Source organism: Actinomadura sp. NPDC048021 (genome assembly GCF_040653135.1).
Classification (GTDB): domain Bacteria; phylum Actinomycetota; class Actinomycetes; order Streptosporangiales; family Streptosporangiaceae; genus Spirillospora; species Spirillospora verrucosospora.
This window is the reverse complement of the sequence record NZ_JBEZJQ010000004.1, coordinates 322,655-347,830: the sequence shown is the minus strand read 5'-3', so window position 1 is coordinate 347,830 and position 25,176 is coordinate 322,655. Positions and strand designations below refer to the sequence as shown.

General features: G+C 71.1%; 22 protein-coding genes. 18 read left to right on the top strand and 4 right to left on the bottom strand.

Annotated elements, in window-relative coordinates; genetic code table 11:
- Positions 1 to 103 precede the first annotated feature (103 nt).
- The 5 genes from AB0C87_RS09775 to AB0C87_RS09755 are packed head-to-tail and all read left to right on the top strand — an operon-like array spanning position 104 to position 5,871.
- Complete coding sequence (locus AB0C87_RS09775) at positions 104 to 1,153, top strand: LacI family DNA-binding transcriptional regulator (RefSeq protein WP_345174078.1); 1,050 nt, start codon at positions 104 to 106, stop codon at positions 1,151 to 1,153.
- Positions 1,150 to 2,748 carry an FAD-dependent oxidoreductase gene (locus AB0C87_RS09770; protein WP_353833645.1) on the top strand — a complete coding sequence of 533 codons (1,599 nt, stop codon included), beginning with the start codon at positions 1,150 to 1,152 and terminating at the stop codon, positions 2,746 to 2,748. The genes AB0C87_RS09775 and AB0C87_RS09770 overlap by 4 nt, the downstream gene beginning before the upstream one ends.
- A gap of 48 nt (positions 2,749 to 2,796) precedes the next feature.
- Entirely contained in the window at positions 2,797 to 4,068 is a 1,272-nt protein-coding gene (locus AB0C87_RS09765; protein WP_360577106.1) for a sugar ABC transporter substrate-binding protein, read from the top strand.
- A 2-nt stretch (positions 4,069 to 4,070) separates the two neighbouring features.
- On the top strand, positions 4,071 to 5,036 hold the full coding sequence (locus AB0C87_RS09760) for a sugar ABC transporter permease (RefSeq protein ID WP_345174188.1): 966 nt from the start codon (positions 4,071 to 4,073) through the stop codon (positions 5,034 to 5,036).
- Complete coding sequence (locus tag AB0C87_RS09755) at positions 5,026 to 5,871, top strand: carbohydrate ABC transporter permease (protein WP_360577105.1); 846 nt, start codon at positions 5,026 to 5,028, stop codon at positions 5,869 to 5,871. The genes AB0C87_RS09760 and AB0C87_RS09755 overlap by 11 nt, the downstream gene beginning before the upstream one ends.
- Positions 5,872 to 6,008: 137 nt before the next feature.
- On the opposite strand, the gene AB0C87_RS09750 is transcribed toward AB0C87_RS09755, so the two are convergent.
- The gene (locus tag AB0C87_RS09750; protein WP_353833648.1) at positions 6,009 to 6,431 is read right to left on the bottom strand and encodes a MarR family transcriptional regulator; all 423 of its coding nucleotides are present in this window, start codon (positions 6,429 to 6,431) and stop codon (positions 6,009 to 6,011) included.
- A 38-nt stretch (positions 6,432 to 6,469) separates the two neighbouring features.
- Here AB0C87_RS09750 and AB0C87_RS09745 point away from each other — a divergent pair, with 38 nt between their 5' ends.
- Positions 6,470 to 7,915, top strand: a complete 1,446-nt coding sequence (locus tag AB0C87_RS09745) for an FUSC family protein (RefSeq protein WP_360577104.1) — start codon at positions 6,470 to 6,472, stop codon at positions 7,913 to 7,915.
- 242 nt (positions 7,916 to 8,157) lie between these two features.
- On the opposite strand, the gene AB0C87_RS09740 is transcribed toward AB0C87_RS09745, so the two are convergent.
- Positions 8,158 to 8,712 (bottom strand): NADH-quinone oxidoreductase subunit NuoB, encoded by a 555-nt coding sequence (locus tag AB0C87_RS09740; protein WP_353833650.1) that lies wholly within the window; start codon positions 8,710 to 8,712, stop codon positions 8,158 to 8,160.
- Between the two features lie 84 nt (positions 8,713 to 8,796).
- Between AB0C87_RS09740 and AB0C87_RS09735 the strand changes: the two genes are divergently transcribed.
- Both AB0C87_RS09735 and AB0C87_RS09730 read left to right on the top strand, forming a co-directional pair.
- Positions 8,797 to 9,723: a LysR family transcriptional regulator gene (locus AB0C87_RS09735; protein WP_360577103.1), complete on the top strand. Its 927-nt coding sequence runs from the start codon at positions 8,797 to 8,799 to the stop codon at positions 9,721 to 9,723.
- A 254-nt stretch (positions 9,724 to 9,977) separates the two neighbouring features.
- Complete coding sequence (locus AB0C87_RS09730) at positions 9,978 to 11,921, top strand: twin-arginine translocation signal domain-containing protein (protein WP_360577102.1); 1,944 nt, start codon at positions 9,978 to 9,980, stop codon at positions 11,919 to 11,921.
- Here the strand turns inward: AB0C87_RS09730 and AB0C87_RS09725 are convergent.
- Positions 11,911 to 13,920, bottom strand: coding sequence for a PQQ-binding-like beta-propeller repeat protein (locus AB0C87_RS09725; RefSeq protein WP_360577101.1), 2,010 nt, complete (start codon positions 13,918 to 13,920; stop codon positions 11,911 to 11,913). The two genes, AB0C87_RS09730 and AB0C87_RS09725, sit on opposite strands and share 11 nt — an antisense overlap.
- A 157-nt stretch (positions 13,921 to 14,077) precedes the next feature.
- On the opposite strand from AB0C87_RS09725, the gene AB0C87_RS09720 reads away from it, so the two are divergent.
- From AB0C87_RS09720 to AB0C87_RS09685, 8 genes are all read left to right on the top strand, one after another.
- Positions 14,078 to 14,821, top strand: coding sequence for an amidohydrolase family protein (locus AB0C87_RS09720; RefSeq protein ID WP_360577100.1), 744 nt, complete (start codon positions 14,078 to 14,080; stop codon positions 14,819 to 14,821).
- Positions 14,818 to 15,603 (top strand): amidohydrolase family protein, encoded by a 786-nt coding sequence (locus AB0C87_RS09715; RefSeq protein WP_360577099.1) that lies wholly within the window; start codon positions 14,818 to 14,820, stop codon positions 15,601 to 15,603. The genes AB0C87_RS09720 and AB0C87_RS09715 overlap by 4 nt, the downstream gene beginning before the upstream one ends.
- Before the next feature lie 497 nt (positions 15,604 to 16,100).
- A complete protein-coding gene (locus tag AB0C87_RS09710; protein WP_360577098.1) occupies positions 16,101 to 17,357 on the top strand; it encodes a sugar ABC transporter substrate-binding protein in 1,257 nt (418 codons plus the stop codon).
- Between the two features lie 85 nt (positions 17,358 to 17,442).
- Positions 17,443 to 18,402 carry a sugar ABC transporter permease gene (locus AB0C87_RS09705; protein WP_345174191.1) on the top strand — a complete coding sequence of 320 codons (960 nt, stop codon included), beginning with the start codon at positions 17,443 to 17,445 and terminating at the stop codon, positions 18,400 to 18,402.
- Between the two features lie 5 nt (positions 18,403 to 18,407).
- Positions 18,408 to 19,238 (top strand): carbohydrate ABC transporter permease, encoded by an 831-nt coding sequence (locus AB0C87_RS09700; protein ID WP_345174092.1) that lies wholly within the window; start codon positions 18,408 to 18,410, stop codon positions 19,236 to 19,238.
- Between the two features lie 6 nt (positions 19,239 to 19,244).
- Complete coding sequence (locus tag AB0C87_RS09695; RefSeq protein WP_345174093.1) at positions 19,245 to 19,940, top strand: amidohydrolase family protein; 696 nt, start codon at positions 19,245 to 19,247, stop codon at positions 19,938 to 19,940.
- Positions 19,937 to 20,713, top strand: coding sequence for an amidohydrolase family protein (locus AB0C87_RS09690; RefSeq protein ID WP_345174094.1), 777 nt, complete (start codon positions 19,937 to 19,939; stop codon positions 20,711 to 20,713). The genes AB0C87_RS09695 and AB0C87_RS09690 overlap by 4 nt, the downstream gene beginning before the upstream one ends.
- Complete coding sequence (locus AB0C87_RS09685; RefSeq protein WP_360577097.1) at positions 20,710 to 21,885, top strand: DegT/DnrJ/EryC1/StrS family aminotransferase; 1,176 nt, start codon at positions 20,710 to 20,712, stop codon at positions 21,883 to 21,885. The genes AB0C87_RS09690 and AB0C87_RS09685 overlap by 4 nt, the downstream gene beginning before the upstream one ends.
- Here AB0C87_RS09685 and AB0C87_RS09680 read toward each other — a convergent pair.
- The gene (locus AB0C87_RS09680; RefSeq protein WP_360577096.1) at positions 21,867 to 22,838 is read right to left on the bottom strand and encodes an LLM class flavin-dependent oxidoreductase; all 972 of its coding nucleotides are present in this window, start codon (positions 22,836 to 22,838) and stop codon (positions 21,867 to 21,869) included. The two genes, AB0C87_RS09685 and AB0C87_RS09680, sit on opposite strands and share 19 nt — an antisense overlap.
- Positions 22,839 to 22,948: 110 nt before the next feature.
- Here AB0C87_RS09680 and AB0C87_RS09675 point away from each other — a divergent pair, with 110 nt between their 5' ends.
- Together AB0C87_RS09675 and AB0C87_RS09670 are read left to right on the top strand one after the other, a co-directional pair.
- On the top strand, positions 22,949 to 24,064 hold the full coding sequence (locus AB0C87_RS09675; RefSeq protein WP_360577095.1) for a dipeptide epimerase: 1,116 nt from the start codon (positions 22,949 to 22,951) through the stop codon (positions 24,062 to 24,064).
- A 20-nt stretch (positions 24,065 to 24,084) separates the two neighbouring features.
- The gene (locus tag AB0C87_RS09670) at positions 24,085 to 25,047 is read left to right on the top strand and encodes a dihydrodipicolinate synthase family protein (RefSeq protein WP_353832749.1); all 963 of its coding nucleotides are present in this window, start codon (positions 24,085 to 24,087) and stop codon (positions 25,045 to 25,047) included.
- Positions 25,048 to 25,176: the final 129 nt, after the last annotated feature.

The following is a 25,176-nucleotide window of genomic DNA, read 5'->3' as shown; positions in this document are numbered from 1 at the left end:
TTGGTGTCAACAGGTACTTGCCCTGACGATCCTCGTGAAATACGGTCATCACCCAGAGCTGAAGGTAGGCATTATCAGGATGGTCACTCACGATGGAGGAGCGATGTCGCCGAGACCTCGCCGTGTCACGCAACGCGAGATCGCGGAGCTGGCGGGCGTCAGTCAGACCACGGTGTCGGTGGTGTTGAACGACCGCGACGGCTCGAACGTGCGGGTCCCCGAGGCCACCCGGGCGCGGGTCAGGCAGGCCATCGAGCAGCTCTCCTACGTCGCGGACCCCGCGGCCCGCCGGCTCGCCGGCTTGGACAACCAGATCATCGGCGTCTTCACGTACGAGGCCGCGTTGTCCCCCGAGAGCATGGACTTCTACGGTCCGCTGCTGAACGGGATCGAGCGGGCGGCCGAGCAGATCGGGTGGGACCTGCTGTTCTTCACCTCCTCTCCGGTGGAGAACGGCACGCGCCGCCTCTTCCACCGCAAGACCCGGTTGCGGCTGACCGACGGCTGCGTCCTGCTCGGTCAGCAGATGGTCGCGTCCGAGCTGGAGCGGCTGGTCGCCGAGCAGTTCCCGTTCGTCGCGATCGGCCGCCGGGACGAGACCGCCGCCAAGGTGCCGTACGTGGCCATCGACTACACCACTCCGACCACGGTGCTGATCGATCAGGCGGCGGCCGGCGGGCACCAGCAGGCGCTGTATGTCCACCGTGGCCGGGACACGCCGACCGCGCGGGACCGGCGCGATGCCGTCGAGGGCGCCTCCGCGGCGGGCCGGCTGGCCTTCCTGCTGGTCGGTGAGGAGAGGATCGCCGACCTGCCCCGACTGGCGCGCGCGACCGGCGCGACCTTGATCATCGCGGAGGACGCGTTCCTGGCGGAGGACGTCGCGCACGCGCTGTCCGGTGCCGGGGTCGCCGTACCGGACGAGGTCTCGCTCGCCGCGCTCGGTGAAGTGCGCGGCCACCGCGTGGAGGGCCGGGCGCTGGCCGGCTTCCACGTGCCCAGACCACAGCTGGCGGCCGAGGCCCTCGATCTCCTCCAGCTACTGATCAACACGGCCCCGCAGAAGTGGGCCGGGCTGGACCGTGAGCGGTTGCTGGTGGCCGAGGTCGAGCCGGGGGACACGATCGTCGCACGAACGGACACGCCGTCATGACCGGCCGGATCACGACCGAGGTGGCGATCATCGGCGGTGGCCTCGGCTCAGTCGCCGCCGCCCTGGCGCTGCTGCAACGGGGCCGCCGCGTGGTGCTGACCGAGGAGTACGCCTGGCTCGGCGGACAGCTCACCTCGCAGGCCGTGCCGCCCGACGAGCACATCTGGGTGGAGCAGTTCGGCGTCACCGCGCGCTACCGTGCGGTGCGCGAGGACATCCGCCGCTACTACCGTGACCACTATCCGCTGACGGCCGCCGCGCGCGCCGACCCGGCGCTCAATCCGGGCCGTGGCCGGGTGAGCAGGCTGTGTCACGAACCGCGGGTGGCCCACGCGGTGCTCACCGCCCTGCTCGCGCCGTACCGGTCGGCGGGGCGGCTCACCGTCCTGCAGCCCGCGGTGCCCGTCGAGGCCGAGGTGCGCGACGCGGTGGTCCGTACCGTCACCGTCGCGGACCCGCGGACCCGGGCCGAGACCGTGATCACCGCCGAGTACGTCCTGGACGGGACCGAGACCGGCGACCTGCTGCCGCTGACCGGGACCGAGTACGTCGTCGGCGCCGAGGCACGGTCCGACACCGGTGAGCCGAGCGCCCCCGAGGCCGCCGACCCGGGCAACGTGCAGTCGATCGCGTGGTGCTTCGTCTTCGACCACGTCGCCGGCGACCACACCATCGCCCGGCCGGACGACTACGACCACTGGCGCTCCTTCGAGCTGCCCTTCTGGGGCGCGCCGATGCTGTCCTTCACCGCGCCGAACCCCCGGACCCTCGTGCCGGAGGACCGCACGATGAACGTCAACCCGGCCGCCGACGCCACCGGGGACCCCCGGTTCGACGCCGGAGACCGGGACCTGTGGCAGTTCCGGCGAATCGCCGCCCGCCAGAACTTCGCCGACGGCTTCTACGACAGCGACATCGTGCTGGCCAACTGGCCGCAGCTGGACTACGTGGGCGGCTCGATCATCGACACCGACGACCGGCGGCTTCACCTGGACGCGGCGAAGGCACAGTCCCGTGCCTACGTGCACTGGCTGCAGACCGAGGCGCCCCGCCCCGACGGCGGCCGCGGCTGGCCCGGACTGCGGCTGCGCGGCGACCTGGTCGGCACCGCCGACGGGTTCGCGCAGGCCCCGTACATCCGCGAGTCCCGCCGGATCAGGGCCCTCACCACCGTGCGCGAGCAGGACATCTCGGTCAAGGCCCGCGGCGACGCCGGACCAGCCCGGTTCGACGGCTCGGTCGGCGTCGGGATGTACCGGATCGACCTGCATCCCTCCACCGGCGGCGACAACTACATCGACGTCGAATGCGCACCGTTCGAGATACCGCTCGGCGCACTGGTCCCGGTGGCCACCCAGAACCTGGTTCCGGCCGCCAAGAACATCGGCACCACCCACATCACCAACGGCGCCTACCGGCTGCACCCGGTCGAATGGAACGTCGGTGAATCGGCCGGGGAGCTGGTCGCGTACTGCCTCGAACTCGGCCTGAGCCCACGGCAGATCGCGACCGACGATCACCTCGTCGACCGGCTCCAGGGCAGGTTGACCGCGGTCGGGATCGAACTCCACTGGCCGCAGATCGCCGGCTACTAGCCCACCCCGCAGGCGCAGCACGCGCCGAGACCACGGAAGACGCACACCATGAACAGAACGAGAAGGCTCGTCGGCGCTCTCGCGCTGACGAGCGCCCTGACACTGACGGCGGCCTGCGGCTCGCCCACCGATGGGTCCGGGGGTTCCGACGCCAGGAACGTCAAGCTGAGGATGACGGTCTGGACCTCGAACCAGGACCAGCTCAAGCTGTTCGGCTCGATCGCCGACGCCTACCGGGCCGAGCACCCCGAGGTCTCCTCGATCACCTTCGAGAGCCTGCCCTTCGAGGACTACAACACCACCCTCACCACCCAGATCGCCGGCGGCAACGCTCCCGACCTGGCCTGGATGGGCGACCTGTCGAGGGACCTGATGGCATCCGACGCGCTGGTCGGCCTGACCGGCAAGCTGAAGGCGACCCCCGGCTGGCGGTACGACGACCTGGAGGCCAGCGCGACCAAGGAGTTCAGCCGGGACGGCACGCTGTACGCCTACCCGTTCTCCACCTCTCCGTACGCGCTGTACGTCAACACCGACCTGCTGGCGAAGGCCGACCAGAAGATCGACCCGAAGAACCTGACCTGGGACCGGGTCGCCGCCGCCGGCGCGGCCGTCCGCGCGGACACCGGCAAGGCAGGCTTCGTCATCCGGGACTTCGACTACAAGTCGTGGAACATGCTGGCCACCGTGTGGACCGGCTTCGGCGCGTCCGCCTGGAGCCCGGACGGCAAGACCTGCACCTTCACCAGCCCCCAGATGCAGAAGGCGTTCACCTTCCTGCACGACGCCGTGTTCAAGACCCAGGCCATGCCCGGCCCCGGGACGACGGCCGACTTCTTCGCCGGTGACTCCGCCTTCACCGTGGCCCAGGTCTCCCGCTCCTCGCTGCTCACCGGCAAGTTCAAGTACGCGCTGTACCCGCTGCCGGCAGGCCCGGCCGGTAAGTACTCCGTCATCGGCCAGGCCGGCATGGGGGTTCTCGCCGCGGGCAAGCACAAGACCCAGGCCACCGACTTCCTCGCCTACCTGACGAACCCGACGAACTCCGAGAAGCTGGCGCAGTTCTTCCCGCCGCCGCGCAAGTCGATGCTCACCGGCGCGAAGCTCGCCGCCGGCAACAAGGTCCTGACCGCCACGCAACTCCAGGAGGCCGTGGTCGACCAGCTGCCGAACGCCGTCACCCTGCCCAACCACACCAACCCGGCCGAGATCGCCCAGAAAGGCAAGACCTCGCTGGACGCGATGTGGAAGGCCGACGCGGACGTCCCCGCCGTACTGAAGTCGGTCTGCTCCGCGATCCAACCGCTCCTGGCCAAGTGACCATGGTCGGCCTCACGAAGACCAGAGCGAGGGCACCGGACGCCTCCCGGACGCCGGCCACGGCCCGGAACACCTCCAAGGCGCCGTTCTGGACGAGCCGGCGCCGAGACGTGCTCGCGGGCTACCTGTTCATCACTCCGCAGCTCGTCGGGGTCGTGCTGTTCGTGCTGATCCCTGTCGGGCTGGCGATCTGGTACAGCCTGAACGACTGGAACGTTTTCTCCGGCGAGCAGACCTTCGTCGGACTCGACAACTACAAGGCCCTGGCCGACGATCCGCAACTCCCCACGACACTGCGGGCGACCGCCGTCTTCGGCGGCGGGGTCGTGGTCCTGAACATCGGCCTGGGCCTGCTGCTCGCCGTACTGCTGAACCGGCGGTTCCGCGGCGCGACCTTCTTTCGCACCCTGTTCTTCTCCCCGGTCGTCGTCTCCGTGGTCGCCTGGACCCTGGTCTGGGGTTTCCTGCTCCAGGACAACGGCGGTATCAACGGGGTTCTCGGCGTGGTCGGCATCGACGGCCCGAATTGGCTCCAGCGCGGCGACACCGCGATGGTGTCGGTGATCGTCACCCAGGTGGTCCGCAGCGTCGGCGTCAACATGGTGCTCTTCCTGGCCGCCCTGCAGGGCGTGCCGGCGCAACTGTACGAAGCCGCCCGCCTCGACGGCGCGGGAAGCAGGGTGATCTTCACCCGGATCACCCTGCCGCTCATCTCCCCCATGGTGCTGCTGACCGCGATCATCACCATCGTCGGGGCATTGCAGTCGTTCGCGCAGATCGCCGTACTGACCAGCGGCGGCCCGGAGTTGAGCACGACGGTGCTCGTCTACTACGTCTTCCAGCAGGCCTTCGAGTTCAACCACATCGGTTACGGCTCAACGCTGGCACTGCTGCTGCTGTCCTTCGTCATGCTGCTGACGCTGGTGCAGTGGCAGTTGCGTCGTAAGTGGGTGTTCCATGAGGAGTAAGCCGCCTTCCCCCGTCCTGAGGCGGGTGGCCCTGCTGACCGCGCTCGGTGTCCTGGCCATTCCGTTCGTGGTGCCGACGGTCTGGATGGTGGCGACCTCGGTGAAACCGCTGCCCGAGATCTTCAAATCCCCGCCGTCACTGTGGACCAGCGACCCGACCCTGTCCGCGTACTCCGAGGCGTTCGGTTTCCAGCCTTTCGCCCGGCAGTACCTGAACAGCGTCTACATCGCCGTCCTGGTCACCCTGATCACCCTGCTGGTCTCCAGCCTCGCGGGATACGCGTTCGCCCGGATCCGCTTCCCCGGCGCGAACGCCCTGTTCCTGGTGGTCCTGGTCGGCCTGCTGGTGCCCAGTGAGGTGACGATCGTGCCGCTGTTCCAGATGTTCAAACGCGCCGGGATGATCAACACGCACTGGCCGCTGATCCTGGTCACCGCGCTGGCCGGACCGTGCGTCCTGGCCACCTTCATGATGCGGCAGTTCTTCATCGCCCTTCCGGCCGAACTGGAGGAGGCGGGCCGGCTGGACGGCCTCGGCCGCCTCGCGCTCTGGTGGCGGATCTTCCTGCCGCTGGCCAAACCGGCGTTGTCCGCGGTCGCGATCCTGACCTTCCTCACCTCCTGGAACCTGTACCTGGAACCCACCGTCTACCTCACCTCGCCGGACCTGTTCACACTCCCGCAGGCGCTCACCCGGTTCACCGACTCCTACGGGGCCGAGATGTGGAACACCCAACTGGCCGCCGCCACCATGACCGTGCTGCCGGTCCTGGCCGTCTTCGTCATCGCCCAGCGCCAGTTCGTCGAGGGCCTGGCCCACTCGGGCCTCAAATAGGGCCGGAACGCCCACCGCTCGCGCAGCGGGCCCGGACACCGGCGCCGGGTCCGCTCGCTACCCCCACGCGGCCGTTGGCGTGATCGGGCCAGCGCATGCGCGTCTCCCTACCTTGGAAATCATTACGTAAGCGCGAACTATTCACCCAGGCGTTCCATGAGGCGGGCGGCGACCCGCAGGAGATCGAGTTCGGTCTCCGACAGGCCGGCGAGGGCTCCCGCCAGCCAGGCGTCGCGCTCGGCGACGTCGCGCCGCAACGCGTCAACACCCTGCTCGGTGATGGCCAGCACGATCTGGCGCCTGTCCCGGTCGGCGCGGGCTCGGGAGATCAGTCCCTCGGCCTCCAGTTCAGCGAACACACGCGTCAGGGACTGCGGGCGCTGCCCTTCCGCCCCGGCGACCTCGCCCGCCGTACTGGGACCGTTCCGGTGCAGGTGGCCGAGCACGGTGAGTTTGTTCGAGCTCAGCGCTTCGGGGGCCCTGGCCGTGCGCATCCGGCGCGACACCCGCATGATCCCGTGCCGGATCTCCGTCACGACCTCCGTTGGTACCCGCTCCATATTGCTAAGCTATCACTTAGTAGTAGGAGGAGGCGATCGTGGCTTTCGTCCGAGCGCGGGTCCGGTCGGTTCCGCCGGTCGTCGTCACCATGGCGGCTGTGCTCGCCGCCTTCGGTTCGGCGCTTGCGCTGGAACAGCCTGCCCACCTAGGGGCCAACGTCGTCATACAGGCGGTCGTGCTGTCACTGATGCTCGCGGGAGCCCAGCAGGGCATGCCCCTGGCTGACAGGCTCACCGCCTGCGTCGTCATGCCCCTCGTCTCCCTTGCCGCGACCTTGGTGGGGACGCTCATGTCCGACCACCGCGTGGTGGGCGACGCCGCCTTCGTGCTGCTCGTCACGTCCGCCATCTGGATCCGCAGGTTCGGGCGCCATTTCGCGCGCGCGGGCACGCTGATGACGCTCCCGGCCGTGGCCCTTCTCGTCGTCCCACACATGCAAACAGCGGGAGACGTCGTGTGGGTGCCGGTCATGGCACTGATCGCGTGGCTCTGGGTGACGGCGTTCCAACTGATCGCCGACCGCGTGGCCACGACCAGACCTGCCAGCATGAAGGGACCGGCGCGACGGAGCCCGGTCAGTGGACGGATGGCCGCCCAGATGGCGGTCGCCCTGGCCGCCGCGTTCACCGCAAGCCACGTGCTCTTCCCCGGCCACTGGTCTTGGGCCGTCCTTACCGCGTTCATCGTGTGCAACGGCGCCCGCGGACAGGGAGACGCGTTGTACAGAGGCTTTCTGCGCACGATCGGAGCAGCCGGTGGCACCCTTCTGGCCACCCTCTTGGCAGGAGTGTTCGGTCCGGGGAACCGGTGGTCCGTCGCGCTCATCTTCGTCGTGCTGGGTGTCGCCGTCTGGTCGCGTCCCAAGAGCTACGCGTACTGGGCCGGTGGGATCACGGCGGCCCTGGCCCTGCTGTACGGGTATTTCGGGCAGTCCGCGATGTCCCTGCTCTGGACCCGGATGGCGGCCGTCGTCGCCGGAGCGTTCATCGGTGTCGCGTCCGCCTGGTTCGTGCTGCCGTTTCGTTCCGGAGACGTCCTGCGGCGCCGCTCAACTGCGGCACTCGCCTTCTTGCCCCGGGCCCTCCAGGGTGACCCAGGGGCGATGGAAGGGTTCGAGCGGTCCGTCGCTGACGTGGACAAGCTCTACCCACCGCTACGAGCGCATCGGGCCATCACCCGGCAGCGCCCGCACGAGGCCGACGCGGTCGACCACCTGCGCGGAATCCTGGGTCACCTCCGCGCCCTGCCCACCGACGGCACCGCCCGCGAGAAGATCGACACCGCGGTGGCCGGTATACGCGAGCTCTATGCGCCGGCTACGCGCTCGCTGGAATCTCCGGGTGCAGCCCGCCCGGACGCTCGGCGCTGGAAAGCGCCATGGTCAGCCCGGCGCCAGATGGACTGCCGATCGGCGGAAGACGGCGGCCGGGGCATCCCGGATACCGGTGACCCGAGATCCGGGCGCGCCCCCGCGCCTCGATGAGGCGGTGCCCCTCATCGACCGGCCGCACGCTCCCTACATATCCGCCGCCGCGGTCCGCTGATCGGTCAGGTGCCCGGCGTTCCCTCGGCCAGATCTGGCTTGACCTCTGCCCGGCCGACCCGGCGCCGCCGTCGAACTCCGTCCCGTGCACCCGGGTGTTCGCCGCCGGTTCTCGCGAAGAACCTGTCGCCGCCAAGGATGCGGTCATTGGAATACCAGGCCCCGAAGCGGCGGCCCGCTGTTCACTCTGCGGCGGAGCGCTCGTTGACCAGCGGAAGTCCTGTGAGGACGGCTCGTTCCTCCATCTGTACCTCGGCGCGGCGGTGCGCGCCCAGCTTGCTGTTCTCCACCTTGTCGTGCAGCTTGACGATGGCGTCGAGCAGCATCTCCGGGCGAGGTGGGCAGCCGGGCAGGTAGACGTCCACAGGCACGATGTGATCGACGCCCTGCACGACGGCGTAGTTGTTGAACATTCCGCCGGACGAGGCGCACACGCCCATCGCGATGACCCACTTCGGCTCGGTCATCTGGTCGTACAGCTGCCGCAGCACCGGCGCCATCTTCTGGCTCACCCGGCCCGCGACGATCATCAGGTCGGCCTGGCGGGGTGTTGCCGAGGCGCGTTCCATGCCGAACCGCGAGAAGTCGTGGCGCGGGTCGCCGACGGCCATGAGTTCCATGCCGCAGCAAGCGAGGCCGAAGGTCATCGGCCACATCGACGACTTACGCGCCCAGCCGGCCATCGTCTCGACGGTCGTGAGCAGGAAGCCGCTGGGAAGGTGTTCTTCGAGTCCCATAGTCCTTCCAGGCTGGCTCTGCCGGAGGAGACGATCAAGGACGGATCGCGGCACGATCGTTAAGTGGGACGACACAATGAGCACATGGAGATGCGTGAGATCGAGGCGTTCTTGCAGGTCGCCGGGGAGCTGCATTTCACTCGCGCGGCCGGGCGACTGGGCGTGTCCACCTCGCGCGTGAGCCAGGCGGTGCGCGCGCTGGAACGCCGGGTCGGCGCTCCGCTGTTCGAGCGGACGAGCCGGCAGGTCCGGCTGACGCCACTGGGCGAACGTCTGAGCGCCGAACTGCGGCCCGCGTACGAACGGATGAAACGGGCGCTGGACGAGGCACGAGAGAGTACGAGTACCCAGGTACTGCGTGTCGGTGTTGCGACCAGCCTGCTCAGCGCCGTGGTCGACGGGCCGGTCCAGGCGTTCGAACGGGCCCGGCCGCACTGCGCCGTGGTGCGTTCCGCGCATCCCAACACCGACCCGTCGCGCTGGGGGAAGGACTGGCCGGTGGACGTCTTCGTCGGCTGGCTGCCCGCCGACACCGCGGAAGTGGAGGCCATGGGCCTCGCCGTCGGTCCGGCGTGGCTCCTCCAAGAGCGGGCCGCGCTGGTGCCGACCGGGCACCCGCTGGGGCGACGCGCCGTCATCGACGCCGAGGAACTGGCCGGTCACGAGATCCTGTATCCGAGCGGCATGCGGCAGCAACTCGCCGATCTGTGGATCCCCCGCGCCACTCCTGGCGGTGTCCCACTGCGCCGGGTACCTCGGCACAGGTCCGGGTCGCTCGAAGAGGCGATCGTCCTGGTCGCCAAGGGCGATGTGATCCACCTGACGGTAGGTGGGGTGCGTCCGGACAACCCTCACGTCGTCACAGTGCCGGTGTCGGGCATGCCACCAATGATCTGTGCGCCCTTCTGGCCGACCGGTACCGACAGCGCCATGGTCCGCGACTTCGCGCAGATCTCGGGGGCGAGCAGGCTCCGATCGAACTCGCGAGGGCGCACGGCTCGATCGGAGTAAGCCCGTCTGCCGACTTCAGTGGGCGGGCGGGCCATCGCGGTGCGGGCGCCGGGAAATTTGCGCCCTCGGGGTGAGCCTGTCTTGGCCGAACGCTGGGTTCGCTCATCTCGGCGCCTTCCCAGACGGTGATGGCGAGATCCAGGGGAACACCGCGATCCATCCTCCGGCACTTCCAGGGATTTGGGCCCTGACCGAAAGACAGGTGAGCGCTAGTGTGAGGAGAGACTTCCGGTCCTGACCGAAAGGTTCTCCTCGTGATCCAGCGTCGCCAGTTCCTCCAGACGGCCGCGACGGCCGCCGTCGCGGGCGGTACGCCCCTCTTGTCCCCCCGGCTCGCAAGCGCCTCGGAACGGCCCCCGAACGAGGTGGAGGGGACCGTCACCGACCTCGGCCCGGCCAGCGTCACCACCCCGCTCGGCAACGGCGAGTTCGTGAACGGGGTGCTCTACGCCGGCACCCGCGGCCTGTCCCCCAACGTCGTCGGCGCGTACGACCTGCCCGAGGACTCCGTCACCGCCCACGTCGACATCCCGACCGGCATCGGCGTCTGGGCCATGTGCAAGGTCGGCACGGACGTCTACGTGGGCACGCACAGCCAGTCCGACCTCTACCGCCTCGACACGCTGACCGGATCGGCGTCCAAGGTGGGCGCGTACTCCTACCACTTCATCTGGAACCTCGCCGCGTCTCCCGACGGCAAGGTCTTCCTGGCCATCTCCGAGCCGGGCCGCGTGGTGGAGTACGACCCGGCCAGCGGTGAGAGCCGCGACCTCGGCGTCACGGTCGAGGGCGAGGCGTACGTGCGCAGCATCGCCGCCGACGAGACCACGATCTACGCGGGCGTCGGCGCGCACGCCCACCTCGTGACGATCGACCGCGCCACCGGCGCCAAGCGCGACATCCTCCCGGCCGCACTCGCGGGACGCGACTTCGTGGCAAGCCTCGACGTCTCCGGCACGCACATCGCGGGCGGCATCTCGTCCAACGGGGAGGTCCTGGTGATGTCCAAGGGCGACCCCGCCGACCACCGCATCATCACCACGTCCGAGAAGTACGTCCCGTCGGTGCTCCTCCACGACGGCTTCGTCTACTTCACCGGACGCCCCTCGGGCATGCTCTACCGCTGCGCACTCGACGGCGGCGAGGTGGAAGCGCTCGGCATCGCGCAACCGGAGGCCGCCACGCACCGGCTGCTCGCGCACGAGGGGAAGGTGTACGGGGTGCAGGACGGCGCGGTCCTGGTGTTCGACCCGGTCACCAAGGCGCTCGACTACGTCAACCTCGTCCAGCGCGGGTTCAGAGCCGCGCCGGAGCAGCCGATGTCGGTCCATTCCGACGGCAGGCGCGTCTATGTGGGAGGCAAGGGCGGTGCCGACGTCCACGACCTCACCGCCGGCACCCGCACGCGTCTCGGCATCCCCGGAGAGCCCAAGACCGCGCTGACCGTGCGCGACCGCACCTACCTCGGTGTCTACACCCAGGGGCTGCTCTACTCGCACCGGCCGGGCGACGCCGAGGCGACCCTGCTCGCCAAGACGGGGAACCAGCAGGACCGGCCGCGCGATCTGGCGTACGACCCGGCGACGGGCCTGATCGCGATGACGACGCAGCCGGAGCCGGGGCACGTCAACGGCGCGCTGTCGCTCTACTCGCCGCGCACCGGACGGTTCGAGACGCACCGCCCGGTGGTCGAACGGCAGAGCCTCTACGCGGTGACGTGCCGGCGGGGCGTCGCCTACATCGGCACCAACATCCAGGAGGGGCTCGGCCTGCCGCCCGTGACGACGACCGCGCGGCTCGCCGCGTACGACCTGCGGCGCCGCAGGCTGCTGTGGCAGGTGGAGCCGGTGCCCGGGGCGAAGGTCGTCCCCGGTGTCGCGCACACCGACCGGGCCGTCTACGGCGTCACCGACACCGGGGTGCTCTTCGAGTTCGACCTGCGCCGCAGGAAGGTGACCCGCACGGTGAAGGTCGGCGCGCGCGGTTCCGACCTCCACATCGTGGGCCGCAGCGCGTACACGACGGACGGCCAGGCCGTCTACAAGATCGACCTGGCCGCCCTCACCGTCAGGGCCATCGCCGGCGGACTGGCCGGCGAGTGGTTCGGCGGCGAGCCCAAGCTCGCCCTCGACCCCTCGCGCCGCGCGCTCTACGGGGTGAAGGGCCGCGATCTGGTCCGCATCGCGATCACGGAGTGACCCTGGCGGGGACCGTCAGTGCAGGGCACCGGGGATCGAGCCTGATCCGGGCCAGGTCGCGGCCGATCAGAGCCCAGGCGTCCCACGAGCCGGGCTCGAAGGCCAGTTGCGGGTCGGTGTACCACTCGTCGCCGAGGCCGGTCGCGACGAGCTTGGCCTCGGTGCCCAGTACGTGGACGTTGCCCCCGCCGAAGTAGGTCGAGGTGAACACCCGTCCGCGATGCACTTCGATCTCGCCGTACCCGGGCAGCGGGCCCCGGTGCGTGATCGTCCGGGTGGCGAGGTCCATCGCGAACCAGCTCGCGGTGCGCTTGTAGACCCCGTACAGGACGCCGTCGTGCACCTTGACGTCCTGGAACGTCCGGTAGCCGGGAACGGGGTCGACCTGCCAGAGGACCTTGCGGGTGGCGAGGTCGAACGCGGCGACCGACGCGGACGTCCTGGTCGGGGGCGTTCCTCCGCCGCCGAGCACGTCACCCCCCAGGTAGACGACACCGTTGGCGGAGTCGAGGGAGAGGCTCATCAGAGCCTGGTCGGGGATGACGTCCACGTACACCTGCTTGTCGCCGGTGTCCGGATCGACCACCGACAGCGCGCCCTTGAGGTTGGCGCCGAGCGGCGCCGTCGCGACGAGCAGCTTGTCGGTGCGGGGGTCGTACTCCAGATCCCACGGGCGCTGCTGCCCCTGCCCGAGGTAGCCGAGGCTCCGGATCCGGCCGGTTCCCGGGTCCAGTTCGATGATCTGCCCGCTCGGATAGATCGCGGCGTACACCTTGCCGCCGCGCCGGACCATCGCCTTCGGCTCGCCCGGCACCCACAGCCTCCGCTGCCCGCCCGTGCGCAGGTCGCGTACGGTCACCGAGTAGTGCCCGCCGACGTAGAGCTCACGGCGGCCCGGGTCGAGCAGGATCGACTGGGGCCGTTCCGAGCCGGTCGTCAGGCCGGCCCCGATGAGGTCGGTGTAGGTGACGGCCTTCGTGGTCAGGTCCATCGTCCACATGCCGCCGCTGCCGGCGAATCCGGTGAGCCGGTCGCCGTCCGGTACCAGCCTGCGCGTCTCCTCACCGAGCCGCGGCGTGCCGAGCTCGGTCGGCGAGGCGTCGCCGGTGCGGTAGCGGTAGACGGTGCCGTTGGGCCGGGACGCCAGGTAGGCCGTGCCGTCGGCGCCGAAGGCGATGGTGTCGAGGGTGACGCCGCCGAGGTCGACCGAGCGCGGATCGGTACCGTCCTTGCGCACGTCGAGGAGCGTCGTGCCGCTCGCGGCGAGCACGCGGTCGCCGTGCTCGGCCACCGCGCCGATCCCGGTGGTGCCCTGCGCCAGCTCGCGCACGGAGCCGTCCGAGCGGCGAATGGCGACGAGCTTGCCCTTGTCGAGCAGCCCCGCGTAGACATTGTCGGCGTCCGCCGTGACGGCCCGGACGTAGCGTTCGCCTGCGGCGAGCACGCCGAAGTCGCGCACGGCGCCGGTCGCGGGCGCGTACTCCCAGACCCTGCCGTCGGGGTAGGTGCCCGCGTAGATCGTGCCGTCGGGCGCGGTGGCCAGGCTCCAGACGAAGCCGCCGTTGCGGCCGAACGAGCGCAGGTGCTTCACCTCGCCCGTCGCCGGGTCGAAGCTGTAGAGGTCGGGCACCGGGTAGGTGCCGATGTAGATCTTGCCGCCGGACACGGTGGTGGCCCAGGCCCCCTCGGCCTCCCCGGCGGCGGGCGCGTCGGGCAGCCGGACCTCGCGGATCACCTTCCTGGTGGCGAGGTCGATCTCGGCGAGCAGCGGCGGCTTCAGGCCGCGGGTGACGACGTACGCCCTGCCGTCGTGCACCGTGGCCCCGACGATCGCGCCGGTCAGTGACGCGGGGCCGAACGTCGTGTAGCCCGGCGCCGTGCAGGACGCCGGCGAGGCGGTCGCCGCGAGGGCCCCGGGGGCAGGGGGGATCGCGGTTGCGGCCAGGAGGGCAGAGACGATCACGGCCCGGGCCCGGCGGCGGGAACGGCTGGAAGGCATGCCGTACCTCCTCAGTAGACTTATGGCCTGGACCGTAAACAGAGGTGTCGATGCTCGTCAACGGTTTCTCGCCCTTGCTCCCAGGAAGACCCCCGCTTAGGGTCATGACCGATATCGGAAAGATGGGGGTTCGATGACGGCATTCTCGACGGATCGCTTGATCGGTGAGCTCACCGTCACGCTCGATCTCGACGTCCTCGTCGGTGCCCATCCGGATCGGGACGGCCCGTCCGGCGCGCCCGATGAGGTCCTCGGCACGCTGGCCGCGCACCGGGTCACGGGCGCGGCGGTGGCGAGCCTGCGCGCCGCGCTGTTCGACATGGCCTCGGGCAACGACGAGGTCCTCGCCCTGGCGGCCGAGCGTCCCGAGGTGGTGCCGGTCGGCGCCCTCGACCTGCGCGACCCGATCGGCGCCGCGGCGGAGATCGACCGGCTGGCCGCCCTGTCGGTACGGGCGGTGCGGCTGTTCCCCGACGAGCAGAACGTCGAGGCCGGATTCCCGTCCGTCCGACACGTCGCCGAGCGCGCCGCCGCGCACGGGCTCGTCATTCTCACTGGCGGGGACGTGCGGCGGTTCTGGCGGCCGTTCGGCGGCCTCGGGGCCACCGTCGTCTTCCTCGACACGCACTTCTACCACCTGGGCGACTTCCTGGTGGCGGCGGCCGACGAGCCCGGGTTCCACACCTCCACCCGCCTCCTCAACTCCCCCGACGCGCTGGAGACCGTGGCCGCCCACCTCGGCGCGGACCGGCTGGTGTTCGGCTCGCGCACGCCGCACACCGAGACGACCGTGCCGCTGCTGCGCCTGGCGACCGGCGGCCTCGACGCCGCCGGCGTCGCCGCCGTGGCGGGCGGCACCGCCCGCCGCCTCCTCGGACTCGCCCCCGGAGCCGCCTCGTGATCATCGACGTGCACGCCCACTGGGGCCCGTGGTTCTTCACCATGGACGTGACCGGCCTGAGCCTGCGGGCCATGGACCGCTACGGCATCGACATGGCGATCGTGTCGGCGACCGAGGCCGTCATCTACGACGCGCCGCGCGGCAACCGCGCGCTGGCGGAGGTGCTGGAGACGACCGACCGGCTCTACGGGTACGTGACGGTCAACCCGCGGCGGCTCGCCGACGCCGAGAAGGACCTCACCGCCTACCTGCCCACCGGGCGGTTCGTCGGCGCGAAGATCCACACCGACTACACCGGGTCGCCGGTGACCTCGCCGCAGATGCGCGACGCCCTCGCCCTGGTCGCCTCGCTCGACTGCCCGGCGCTCGTGCACACGTGGGGGACGTCGGTGCTCGACCTCGCCGCGCTCTGCGCGCAGACCCCGGGCCTGAAGGTGATCGCGGGCCACATGGGCGCGGACGGGTACCGCCACGCGATCGAGGCGGCGAACGGCTGCGACCGGGTCTACCTCGAACCGTGCTGGTCGCAGGCTCCGGCCGGGCGGTTCGCCGAGGTGGCGGCGGCCGTCGCTCCCCGGCAACTTCTCTTCGGCACCGACTCGACTCTCATCGACCCGGCCTCGGCGTTCGGCGCGGTCGCGGCCGCCGACCTCTCCGACGAGGTGGCCGAACGGGTCGCCTGGCGCAACGCCGCCGAGCTGTTCGGCCTGCCGTCACCCCGCTCTCGGAACGCGGACGGCGTCCTGGACGATCCGGAAGACCTTTCCCCACGCCTCTCCTAGGGCTTCGCCGCGGCTCCCTATGAACGCCGTGCCGGATGCCGCCGCGCCCTCTCGGGCACGCCGCGCACCGTCGGGCGCCTGAAGGGCATGTGCGGCATGGTGCCGCGAGCGGCTCGGTCGTCATCGGCCCTGACCGAAAGCGGTGAAGTCGCCGACACGAGCCCGCACGCCCTCGATCCGGACGCCGGAAGGACCCCCCCGGCACCCGGCATCGCCGCACCCGCGCGCGCGGTTGCGTCCGCGCGCCTGGCCGGCGGCGAGATCTGCGAGCTCGCCCCGGTCACGCCCGGATCGGCGCGCCCGGTGGCTCATCCGAACCGCGGTGTCCGACGCGCGGCGGCGGACCACCGGATTCCGGTGGCGGCGCGGAGATGTTCCGGATCACTCGCAGGCATTGACACCCGAAATCCTGCACGGCTACTTTCGGCCTAGACCGTTATTGCCTCCTCGCTCGCCCCCTGCCCCCGCGTCACCTCGAACTAAGGGGTCCCGTCTCGATGAAGATCAGTCGCAGCCGCCTCACCGCGTCGATCACCCTGCTCACGCTGGCCACCGGGCTCACCGCCGCCTGCGGCGGCTCCGGAGGCTCCGACAAGTCGCTGACCCTCTGGATGTATCCGGTCATCACCGACGTCCAGGCGAACAACGCGTACTGGAAGAAGATCGAAACGGACTTCGAGGCCGCCCACTCCGGCACCGACCTCAAGATCGAGCTCCAGCCGTGGGACGGGCGCGACACCAAGGTCGCCACCGCGCTGTCCGGCGGCAAGGGCCCCGACGTCGTCCTGCTCGGCCCCGACCAGGTCCCCCAGTACGTCGCCAACGGCACGCTCAAGCCGGTCGACGACGCGGTGGCCACCACCAAGAGCGCCTTCCTGCCCAACGCGCTCAGCGCGCTCAGCGTGGACGGCAAGCTCTACGCCGTCCCGATTTACCACACCGTGACCAGCATGATCTTCAACAAGAAGCTGCTGGCGAAGGCGGGCATCAGCTCGCCGCCGCAGACGTGGGACGAGATCAGGGCGGCCGCGCCGAAGCTGAAGGCCAAGGGCTACGCCACCCTCGACTACTCGGCGTCCTCCGAGGCCTCGCTCAACATGAACTTCTACCCGCTGCTGTGGCAGGCGGGCGGCAGCGTCTTCACCCCGGACGGCGAGAAGGCCGCTTTCAACAGCCCGGAGGGACTGGAGGCGCTCACGTTCCTCACCGACCTCTACAAGGAGGGCGCGATACCGAAGAGCGCGCTCACCAACAAGAACGTGGTCGCCGACCAGGCGCTCGGCAGGCAGCAGGTCGCCGCCGGTCTGATGAACGTGCCGGCCGACGCCGAGATCGCCGCGAAGACCTGGGGTCAGGAGAACGTCGTCGTCGGCCTGCCGCTGGAGGGCAGGAAGCGCGTCGGCTTCGGCATCCCCGGCGGCCTGGCCGTCAACGCCAGGTCCAAGCACACCGCGGCGGCCGAGAAGTTCCTCAAGTTCATGATCGACCCGAAGCAGATCACCAGCCTCGGCACCGCGTCGGGCTTCCTGTCCCCGCGCACCGACGTGAAGGTCCCGCCGCCCAACCCGCGCGCCGCCAAGTTCGCCGAGGCCCTGCAGTACACCTACCCGGGGGACGCCAACCCGGCCGCCCGGCAGGTCATGGCGCTGCTGCGCACCGAGATCCAGGCCGCGCTCACCGGCAAGAAGACGCCGAAGCAGGCCCTGGAGGACGCCGCGAAGCAGGCGGACGACCTGCTGGCGAGGCAGCGGTAGCCGACCGGAGATGAACGCGAACGAACGGCCAGGTCCGGGCGGCCGCGGCGGCCCGGACCACGGACTCGTGGAGGCGTCTGTGCCCATGTCCAGCGCGGCTCCCGTCGCCCCTCCCCGAGGCGGCGACGCCGGGAGGGCCACGGCGGCGAGCGGCACGTCGCCGCCGGGCGGAGCCGGGCGGGCCCGGCGGCGCCGGCAGGCCCGGGCCGGACTGCTCTTCGCGGCCCCGATGCTCCTGCTGTTCGTGGTGTTCAGGTTCGGGCCGGTGCTCGGGGCGGTCTTCCTGTCGCTGACCGACTACCGGCTGAACGGCGAGTGGACGTTCGTCGGAATCGAGAACTACACCCGGCTCGGCGGCGACGATCTGTTCCGCGAGAGCCTCACGGTCACGCTGCTGTACGTGGTGGTCTTCGTGCCGCTGACCGTGCTGATGTCGCTGGGCACCGCGGCGATGCTGCACCGGGTGGTCTGGCGGCGCGGGCTGTTCCGCGGGATCTTCTTCCTGCCGTACGTCACCAGCATCGTGCTCGCCGCCGTGATCTGGAAGTGGATCTACGACGCCGAGGACGGGCTGGTCAACGGGCTGCTCGGGCTCGCCTCACTCGGTCCGGTCGACTTCCTCGGGAACGGCGGGCTGGTCCTCCCCTCGATCGCGCTCACCTCGGCGTGGAAGGGCTTCGGCTACTCGATGCTGATCCTGCTCGCCGGGCTGCAGGCGATCCCGCGGTCCTTCACCGAGGCGGCCATGATCGACGGGGCCGGGCCGTGGCAGCGGTTCCGGCACATCACCCTTCCCCTGCTGCGGCCGGTGCTGTTCTTCGTGATGGTGATCGAGACCATCAGCGCGTTCCAGGTCTTCGACGCGATGTACGTGATGACCGGCGGCGGCCCGGTGCGCTCCAGCTACTCCCTCGTCTACATGCTCTACGACTCGGGCTTCAAGTTCTTCGACTTCGGCTACGCGAGTGCGATCGGGCTGGTGATCTTCGTGTTCGTGCTGGGCGTCTCGCTCGTCCAGCGCCGGTTCCTCGGCAAGGAGGACTGACCGCCATGGCCTCGTCCCGCACCGCGGCGCGCACCGGGCGGCTCACGCTGCCGGTGCTGCTGGTGCTCACCGCGATCGTCACCATCACCCCGTTCGCCGCCATGGTGCTCGTCGCGTTCGCCCCCGAGAGCGGGCAGACCTTCCCGGACGCACTGCTGCCGGACAGGATCACCCTGGCGAACTTCGAGCAAGTGCTGTCCAGCTCCGACGTCCCGCGCTGGACGCTCAACTCGCTGGTCTTCTCGTTCGTGTCGGTCGTGCTGATCCTGCTGTTCGCGTCCATGGCGGGCTACGCCTTCGCCAAGAAGCGCTTCCCGGGCCGTGACGCGGTCTTCTGGGCGCTGCTCGCCACGCTGATGGTGCCGTTCCAGGCGACGCTCATCCCGTCCTACATCCTGGTCTCGCGGCTGGGCGGCGTGGACACCTACTGGGGCATGATCGTGCCGACGCTGGCCAACGTGCAGGCGATCTTCCTCATGCGGCAGTTCATCGTGCAGCTCCCGGACGAGCTCTTCGAGGCCGCCGAGATGGACGGCGCCTCGGAGTGGCGGATCTTCACCACGATCGTCCTGCCGCTGGTGCGGCCCGCGCTCGCCACCCTGGGCGTCTTCGTCTTCCTCTGGCACTGGAACGACTTCCTGTGGCCGCTGGTCATCGGGCAGTCCGGTGAGATGCAGACGCTCACCGTCGGGCTGGCGACGCTGCAGAGCGAGAACGTGCCGATCAACCAGGTCATGGCGGGCGCGACCATCACGGTGGTGCCGAGCCTCCTGGTCTTCGGCCTGCTCCAGCGTTACCTCACCGACAGCATCGCGATGACGGGTCTCAAGGGCTGACCGCCCATGGTCATCGACATCGACCGGGTACTCGGCCCGATCCCCGGGGACGACGTGGCGAGCGTGGACGAGCAGGGCCTGGTCGCCGAACTCGACAGGCTCCGCATCGACCTGGCGTGCGTCGTGCACTCCCACGCGCTCTTCTACGACCCGACCTCCCGCCAGCCGCGAACGGTGTCCGACCGGCTCGTGCAGGTGCCCGTCCTCGTGCCGGGACCGCTCGGCACCGGCGGCACCTCGGCGCGGCTGGTGCGGCTCTGCCCGGCCGAGCACCGCTTCGCGCTCACCGGCCCCCACGGACTGGCGCTGGCCGGCGACCTGTCCGACCAGGGCACGGCAGTGCTGCTGGGCTGGAATTCGGCCACGTTCGAGGAGATCCACCGGCTCGCGACGCGCTGCCCCCGGCTGCGCCTCATCCTCATCGACACCGGTTACCGAAGCCTGCGGGAGCTGGCCGACCTGATGGACGCCCACGCCGGGATCGGCGTCGACACGGCGACGCTGAACGGGCATCAGAGTGTCGAGTGGCTCGTCCGCCGTTACGGCGCGCACCGCGTGTGGTTCGGCACGGGCGCGCCGGCCGGCGACGACGCCGGGCCGCGCTTCCAGCTGGACCATCTCGACCTGCCCGACGCCGACGTCGCGCTGATCGCCGGCGGCAACGCGCGTGCCCTGCTCGGGCTCGGTCGTGACGGCCGATGAACGATCCGGACGCCTGGCGCGGCAGGGTCGTCGACGCCCACGGCCACCTCGGCGGCTGGTTCAACTTCGCCATCCCCGACACCTCGACCGAGAGTCTGGTCGCGCAGATGGACCGCTGCGGGGTGGCCGCGATGTGCGTCTCGCATCTGCTGGGCGTCGGCCCGGACGCCCGCGCAGGCAACGCCCTCCTGCTCGCGGAACTCGTCCGCTGGCCCGGCCGGTTCCTCGGTTACGCCGTTTACGACCCGCATGACCCGGAGGCTCCCGGGCGGGTGCGCGACCTCCTCGACGAGCCCGGCATGATCGGGGTGAAGCTGCATCCGGACACGCACGGGCACCCGCTCGACGGTCCCGGCTATGAGCCCGCGTTCGCCGTCGCCGCCGCGACCGGCTCGATGGTGCTGTCGCACGGCGAGTACGGCTCGCCCTGGTCCGACCCGGCGCGCTTCGCGACCGTCGCCGGACGGCATCCGGCCGTCCCGCTGCTGATGGGCCACGCCGGGCTGTGGCCGTCCGGCTTCGCCGCCGCGGCGGACGTCGCGCGGCGGTGCCCGAACGTGGTGCTGGAGATCTGCGGCTCGCGGATGACCGCCCGGCATCTGGCGCGGCTGGTGGCGGACGTCGGTGCGGACCGCATGGTGTTCGGCTCGGACGCGCTCTTCCTCGATCTGCGCGTCGGCCTCGGACGCGTGGTCCTGGCGCCGCTCGACCCGGCCGACCGCGACCGGCTCCTCTTCGGCACGATGACCCGGCTTCTGGAAGGAGCACGATGAGGCTGGCCCTTCACGGCGGTACACCCGTCCGCACCTCCGGCTGGCCCGCCTGGCCGCCGCCCGCCACCCCCGAGCAGCGCGCGCTGCTGCTGGAGGTGCTGGACGGCGGTGCGTGGGGCGCGACGGACGGGACCAAGGTCACCGAGTTCGCGACGGCGTTCGCCGCCTCCGCGGGCACGGAGTACGGCGTCTGCACGGTGAACGGCACGGTCGGCCTCTTCCTCGCGCTGCGCGCCCTCGGCGTCGGCCCCGGCGACGAGGTGATCGTGCCCGCCTACACGTTCGTGGCCAGCGCGACCTCGGTGGTTCTCGCGGGCGCCCGGCCCGTTCTCGCCGACGTCACCCCGGACACGCTGCATCTGGACCCGGCGGCGGTGGAACGCGCGATCACAGCGCGCACCAGGGCGATCATGCCCGTGCACCTGGCCGGCGCTCCCGCCGACACCGAGAACCTGGAGGCGTTCGGGATCCCGCTCGTGGAGGACGCCGCGCAGGCGCACGGCGCCGCGCGGCACGGGCGCCCGGCCGGGTCGCTCGGCGCCGTGGCCTGTTTCAGCTTCCAGTCGAGCAAGGCGATGACCGCCGGGGAGGGCGGCGCCGTCGTGACCGGCGACCGGGCGCTGTACGAGCGGCTCTGGTCGCTGCACAACGTCGGGCGGCGGCTCGGCGGCGGCTGGTACGAACATCCCGGAATCGGCTGGAACCTGCGCATGACGGAGTTCCAGGCGGCCGTGCTGGCTCCCCAGCTCGCGCTGCTCGACGGGCAGGTGGCCGCCCGCGAGCGCGCCGCCGCGTACCTGGCCGAAGAACTCGCGGCGGTCGGCGGGCTGAGCCTGCTGCCGGGACCGGAAGGGACGACGCGGCACAGCAGGCACCTCGGCATCGTGCGCTACACGCGGGCGGAGTTCGGCGGTCGTTCCAAGGCCGACTTCATCGCGGCGATGGCGGCCGAGGGCGTCCCGCTGGACGCCGGATACCGGTCGCTGTCCCGCGAGGCCGCCCTCCGCCCGTACGCGGGCGGGGCGTCCTGCCCGGCGGCCGAGGCCGCCGAAGACTCGGTGGTCTGGCTCCGGCAGAACCTGCTGATGGCGGACGACGACGCGCTCGCCGACATCGTGTCCGCCGCGGCCAAGGTCAGGCACGAGTTTCGGACTCAGCCGGAAATGATGTGACCGAAAGACTCGATGGCGCGAAGGGCGTCCGCCTGCGGCATCCCGGGCGGCTGGACGCGCAGCACGACCCCGTCCGCGCCCATCGCCGCGTAGTGCTCCAGCCGCTCCGCGCACTGGCCGGGCGAGCCGATCACGCTCCGGTCGACGATCTCGTCCCAGCCCTGCGCGTAGCGGCCCGCGTCCGAGGACGTGCGCTTCCAGCCCGTGTACGCGTCGTACAGGTCGCGCAGCGGGGCCTCCAGCGTCTTGCGCGCCTCCTGCGACGTCTGCGCGCAGTAGCCCTCGCGGCAGACGATCACCTCGGCGCCGAGCGTGCCGGGGCCTCGCTCGTACGCGCGGTACGCCTCGATCTTCCCGGGGAGGTCGGCGTTGAGCTCGTTGAACGAGGTCGTCCAGCCGTCGCACATGCGCGCCGTCCGCTCCAGCACGGCCGGGACCCGGCCGCCGTTCCAGAGCCTCGGGCGCGGCCCCTGGACGGGACGCGGGGCGAGGAACGCCTCCTCGACCTGCGTGAACCTCCCGTCGAACGTCACCTTGTCCTCCGTCCACAACCGGGTGAGGAGCTCCACGCACTCCTCGAAACGGGCGACCCGCTCGCGCTGGGCGACGCCGAAGAGGGCGAACTCCTCCGGCCGGTAGCCGAGCACGAACCCGGCCGTCAGCCGCCCGCCCGACAGCACGTCGATGTGCGCGAGCGTCTGGGCCAGCACGACCGGGTGGTAGAACGGCGCGACGATCCCGGCGGTGGCCAGCCCGATGCGCTCGGTGTGCGCCGCGATCCAGGTCAGCGAGGTGAGGATCTCGTGATAGCCGGGCCGGTGCAGGTGGCGCTCGCCCAGCACGACCCATTCGAAGCCGGCCTGTTCGGCGAGCCGTGCCTGCTCGACGGCGTCGTCCAGGGACGGGCGGTCCGCCGCGTCACCGTACAGGTTCAGATACAGGCCGAGGCGCATGGGGCCGCCCTCCAGTCGTCGGTGGCATTGACATCGACCGAGCACGCTACTTACGGTCTAGACCGTAAATCATTTGCCCTCTCATTGCGACCCCAGCAGAGGAGTCAGCCTTGAGCGTCGCCCTCCCCCGGCCCGGCGAGCGCCCGTCCGCGACCGGGGGCCCGATCACCGCGATCCGCACGCGCGTCGTCCGGGCCCCCTACCGCCGCCCGTTCCAGATCAGCAGCGGCGTCAGCACGGAGCTGATCAGCCTGGTGGCGGAGGTGGAGACGGCGGACGGAGCGATCGGCGTCGGCGAGACCTCGCCGATGACCGCCTACACGGGCGAGACGCTGGCGGGCGTCGCCGCGGCCGTCGAGGAGCACCTGAGCCCCGCCCTGATCGGCCTCGATCCCCTCGACCGGGCCGGGGCGCATGTCGCGATGGACGTCGCGCTGCGCGGCCAGCACGTCGCCAAGGCCGCCCTCGACATCGCGCTGCACGACCTGGCCGGGCGGCTCGCCGGATGGCCGGTCACCGCGCTGCTCGGCGGCCGGGTGCGCGAGCGCGTCCCGATCGCCTGGGTGGTCGGCCTCGGCACGCCGGACGAGATGGCGGCGGAGGCCGCGGACTACGCCGGGCGCGGGTTCCGGCACATCAAGGTCAAGGGCGGTCACGACCCCGAGCGCGACCTCGACCTCGTGCGCACCGTCCGGGCCGTGCTGCCCGCCGACGCCGAGTTGTGCCTGGACGCCAACGAGGGCTACGACCTCTCGGCGCTGCCCGTGCTGGCCAGGATGGCCGAGGCCGGGCTCTCCCTGCTGGAGCAGCCGCTGCCGCACTGGGACCTGGGGGGGCTGGCCCGGCTCCGCGAGCGCCTGGACGTCCCGGTGATGGTGGACGAGAGCATGCAGTCGCCGCAGGACGCGCTGGAGATCGTGCGGCGCGGCGCCGCCGACGTGCTCAACATCAAGATCCTCAAGGTGGGCGGGCTGCACCCCGCCCTGCGGATCGCGGCCATCGCGGAGGCGGCCGGGCTGGCGGTCAAGGTCGGTTCCATGCCGGAGCTGGGCGTGGCGACGCTGGCCGCGCTGCACCTGGCCTCCGCGCTGCCGGGCGCCACCGTACCCGCGGACCTGGTGGGGCCGCTGCTGGTGCGGGAGGAACCGCTCGCGCCCTCGGTGTTCACCGCCGTCGACGGATGGGTGGACGTCCCGACCGCCCCCGGCCTCGGCCACGACCTGTGACCCGGAACGGAGACCCGACGATGCACGCCCTCGTCGACCGGCTGCGCGGCACCCTCCTGCCCGCCGTGGTGACCCCGATGGACCGGCAGGGCGTCGTGGACCACGACGCCCTCGCGGCGTACGCCGGCCGGATCGCCGCGGAACCGATCGGCGGCGTGGCCGTGTGGGCCCACACCGGGCGCGGGCTCCACCTCTCCGCCGACGACCGCGCCAGGGTGCTGACGACGTGGCGGCTGGCCACCGCGGCGCCGATCGTGGCAGGCGTCGGCGTTCCGCGCTCGGTCTCCGCCCCGACCCTGGCCGCGGCCTCGGACGCGACGGTGGCGATGGCGGTGCGGGCGGCGGAGCTCGGTGCGGACGCCGTGATGGTCTACCCGCTGGCCGCGCTCCGCGAGGAGCCCGACGGGCACGACCAGGCCGTGCGGCTGCACGAGCGAGTGGCCGCCGAGAGCGGACTGCCGCTCGTCGGGTTCTATCTGCACGCGGAGGCGGGCGGCTACCCGTACCCGCCCGAGTTGATCCGCGACCTGCTGGCGCTCCCCGCGATGCTGGGCGTGAAGACGGCGACGCTCGACAGCGCCATCGGATGCCAGGAGGCGATCTGGGCGGGCCGCGGCACCGGCAAGCTGTCCATCACCGGAGAGGACCGCATGTACGGGCCCTCGTTCATGTGGGGCGCCGACACCGCGCTCGTCGGCATCGCCGCGGCACAGACCGAGCTGAGCGCACGCGTGCTGCGGGCCTGGACGGGACATGACCACGCGGCGTTCGTCGAAGCCTCCAATCGGCTCGACCGGTTCGCGGCGGCGACGTTCTACGCGCCGATCGAGGGATACGTGCAGCGCATGCTGTGGGCGGCCGTCTGGGAGGGGCTCATCCCCGAGGCCGCGGCGCACGACCCGTACGGCCCCGCGCTGCCGCCCTCGGAACGCGACCGGGTGATCGCCTGCCTGGAGGACCTGCGCGCCACCGCGGCGCACTGACCAGCCGGATCCGGCGCGGGAACGGGCGGCGGGAGGCGCAGTGGGCGCCCTGCCGCCCGTCTCCGGCCGGACGCTATGCCGCCGGAACCGTGTCGATCGTGCCCGCGGAGCCCGGCGAACGGGCCCGCC

Excerpts from the sequence above, each read along its gene's own strand:
- AB0C87_RS09775 (WP_345174078.1), top strand. The coding sequence starts at position 104 with ATGTCGCCGAGACCTCGCCGTGTCACGCAACGCGAGATCGCGGAGCTG.
- AB0C87_RS09770 (WP_353833645.1), top strand. The coding sequence starts at position 1,150 with ATGACCGGCCGGATCACGACCGAGGTGGCGATCATCGGCGGTGGCCTC.
- AB0C87_RS09765 (WP_360577106.1), top strand. The coding sequence starts at position 2,797 with ATGAACAGAACGAGAAGGCTCGTCGGCGCTCTCGCGCTGACGAGCGCC.
- AB0C87_RS09760 (WP_345174188.1), top strand. The coding sequence starts at position 4,071 with ATGGTCGGCCTCACGAAGACCAGAGCGAGGGCACCGGACGCCTCCCGG.
- AB0C87_RS09755 (WP_360577105.1), top strand. The coding sequence starts at position 5,026 with ATGAGGAGTAAGCCGCCTTCCCCCGTCCTGAGGCGGGTGGCCCTGCTG.
- AB0C87_RS09750 (WP_353833648.1), bottom strand. The coding sequence starts at position 6,431 with ATGGAGCGGGTACCAACGGAGGTCGTGACGGAGATCCGGCACGGGATC.
- AB0C87_RS09740 (WP_353833650.1), bottom strand. The coding sequence starts at position 8,712 with ATGGGACTCGAAGAACACCTTCCCAGCGGCTTCCTGCTCACGACCGTC.
- AB0C87_RS09735 (WP_360577103.1), top strand. The coding sequence starts at position 8,797 with ATGGAGATGCGTGAGATCGAGGCGTTCTTGCAGGTCGCCGGGGAGCTG.
- AB0C87_RS09725 (WP_360577101.1), bottom strand. The coding sequence starts at position 13,920 with ATGCCTTCCAGCCGTTCCCGCCGCCGGGCCCGGGCCGTGATCGTCTCT.
- AB0C87_RS09710 (WP_360577098.1), top strand. The coding sequence starts at position 16,101 with ATGAAGATCAGTCGCAGCCGCCTCACCGCGTCGATCACCCTGCTCACG.
- AB0C87_RS09705 (WP_345174191.1), top strand. The coding sequence starts at position 17,443 with ATGTCCAGCGCGGCTCCCGTCGCCCCTCCCCGAGGCGGCGACGCCGGG.
- AB0C87_RS09700 (WP_345174092.1), top strand. The coding sequence starts at position 18,408 with ATGGCCTCGTCCCGCACCGCGGCGCGCACCGGGCGGCTCACGCTGCCG.
- AB0C87_RS09695 (WP_345174093.1), top strand. The coding sequence starts at position 19,245 with ATGGTCATCGACATCGACCGGGTACTCGGCCCGATCCCCGGGGACGAC.
- AB0C87_RS09690 (WP_345174094.1), top strand. The coding sequence starts at position 19,937 with ATGAACGATCCGGACGCCTGGCGCGGCAGGGTCGTCGACGCCCACGGC.
- AB0C87_RS09685 (WP_360577097.1), top strand. The coding sequence starts at position 20,710 with ATGAGGCTGGCCCTTCACGGCGGTACACCCGTCCGCACCTCCGGCTGG.
- AB0C87_RS09680 (WP_360577096.1), bottom strand. The coding sequence starts at position 22,838 with ATGCGCCTCGGCCTGTATCTGAACCTGTACGGTGACGCGGCGGACCGC.
- AB0C87_RS09670 (WP_353832749.1), top strand. The coding sequence starts at position 24,085 with ATGCACGCCCTCGTCGACCGGCTGCGCGGCACCCTCCTGCCCGCCGTG.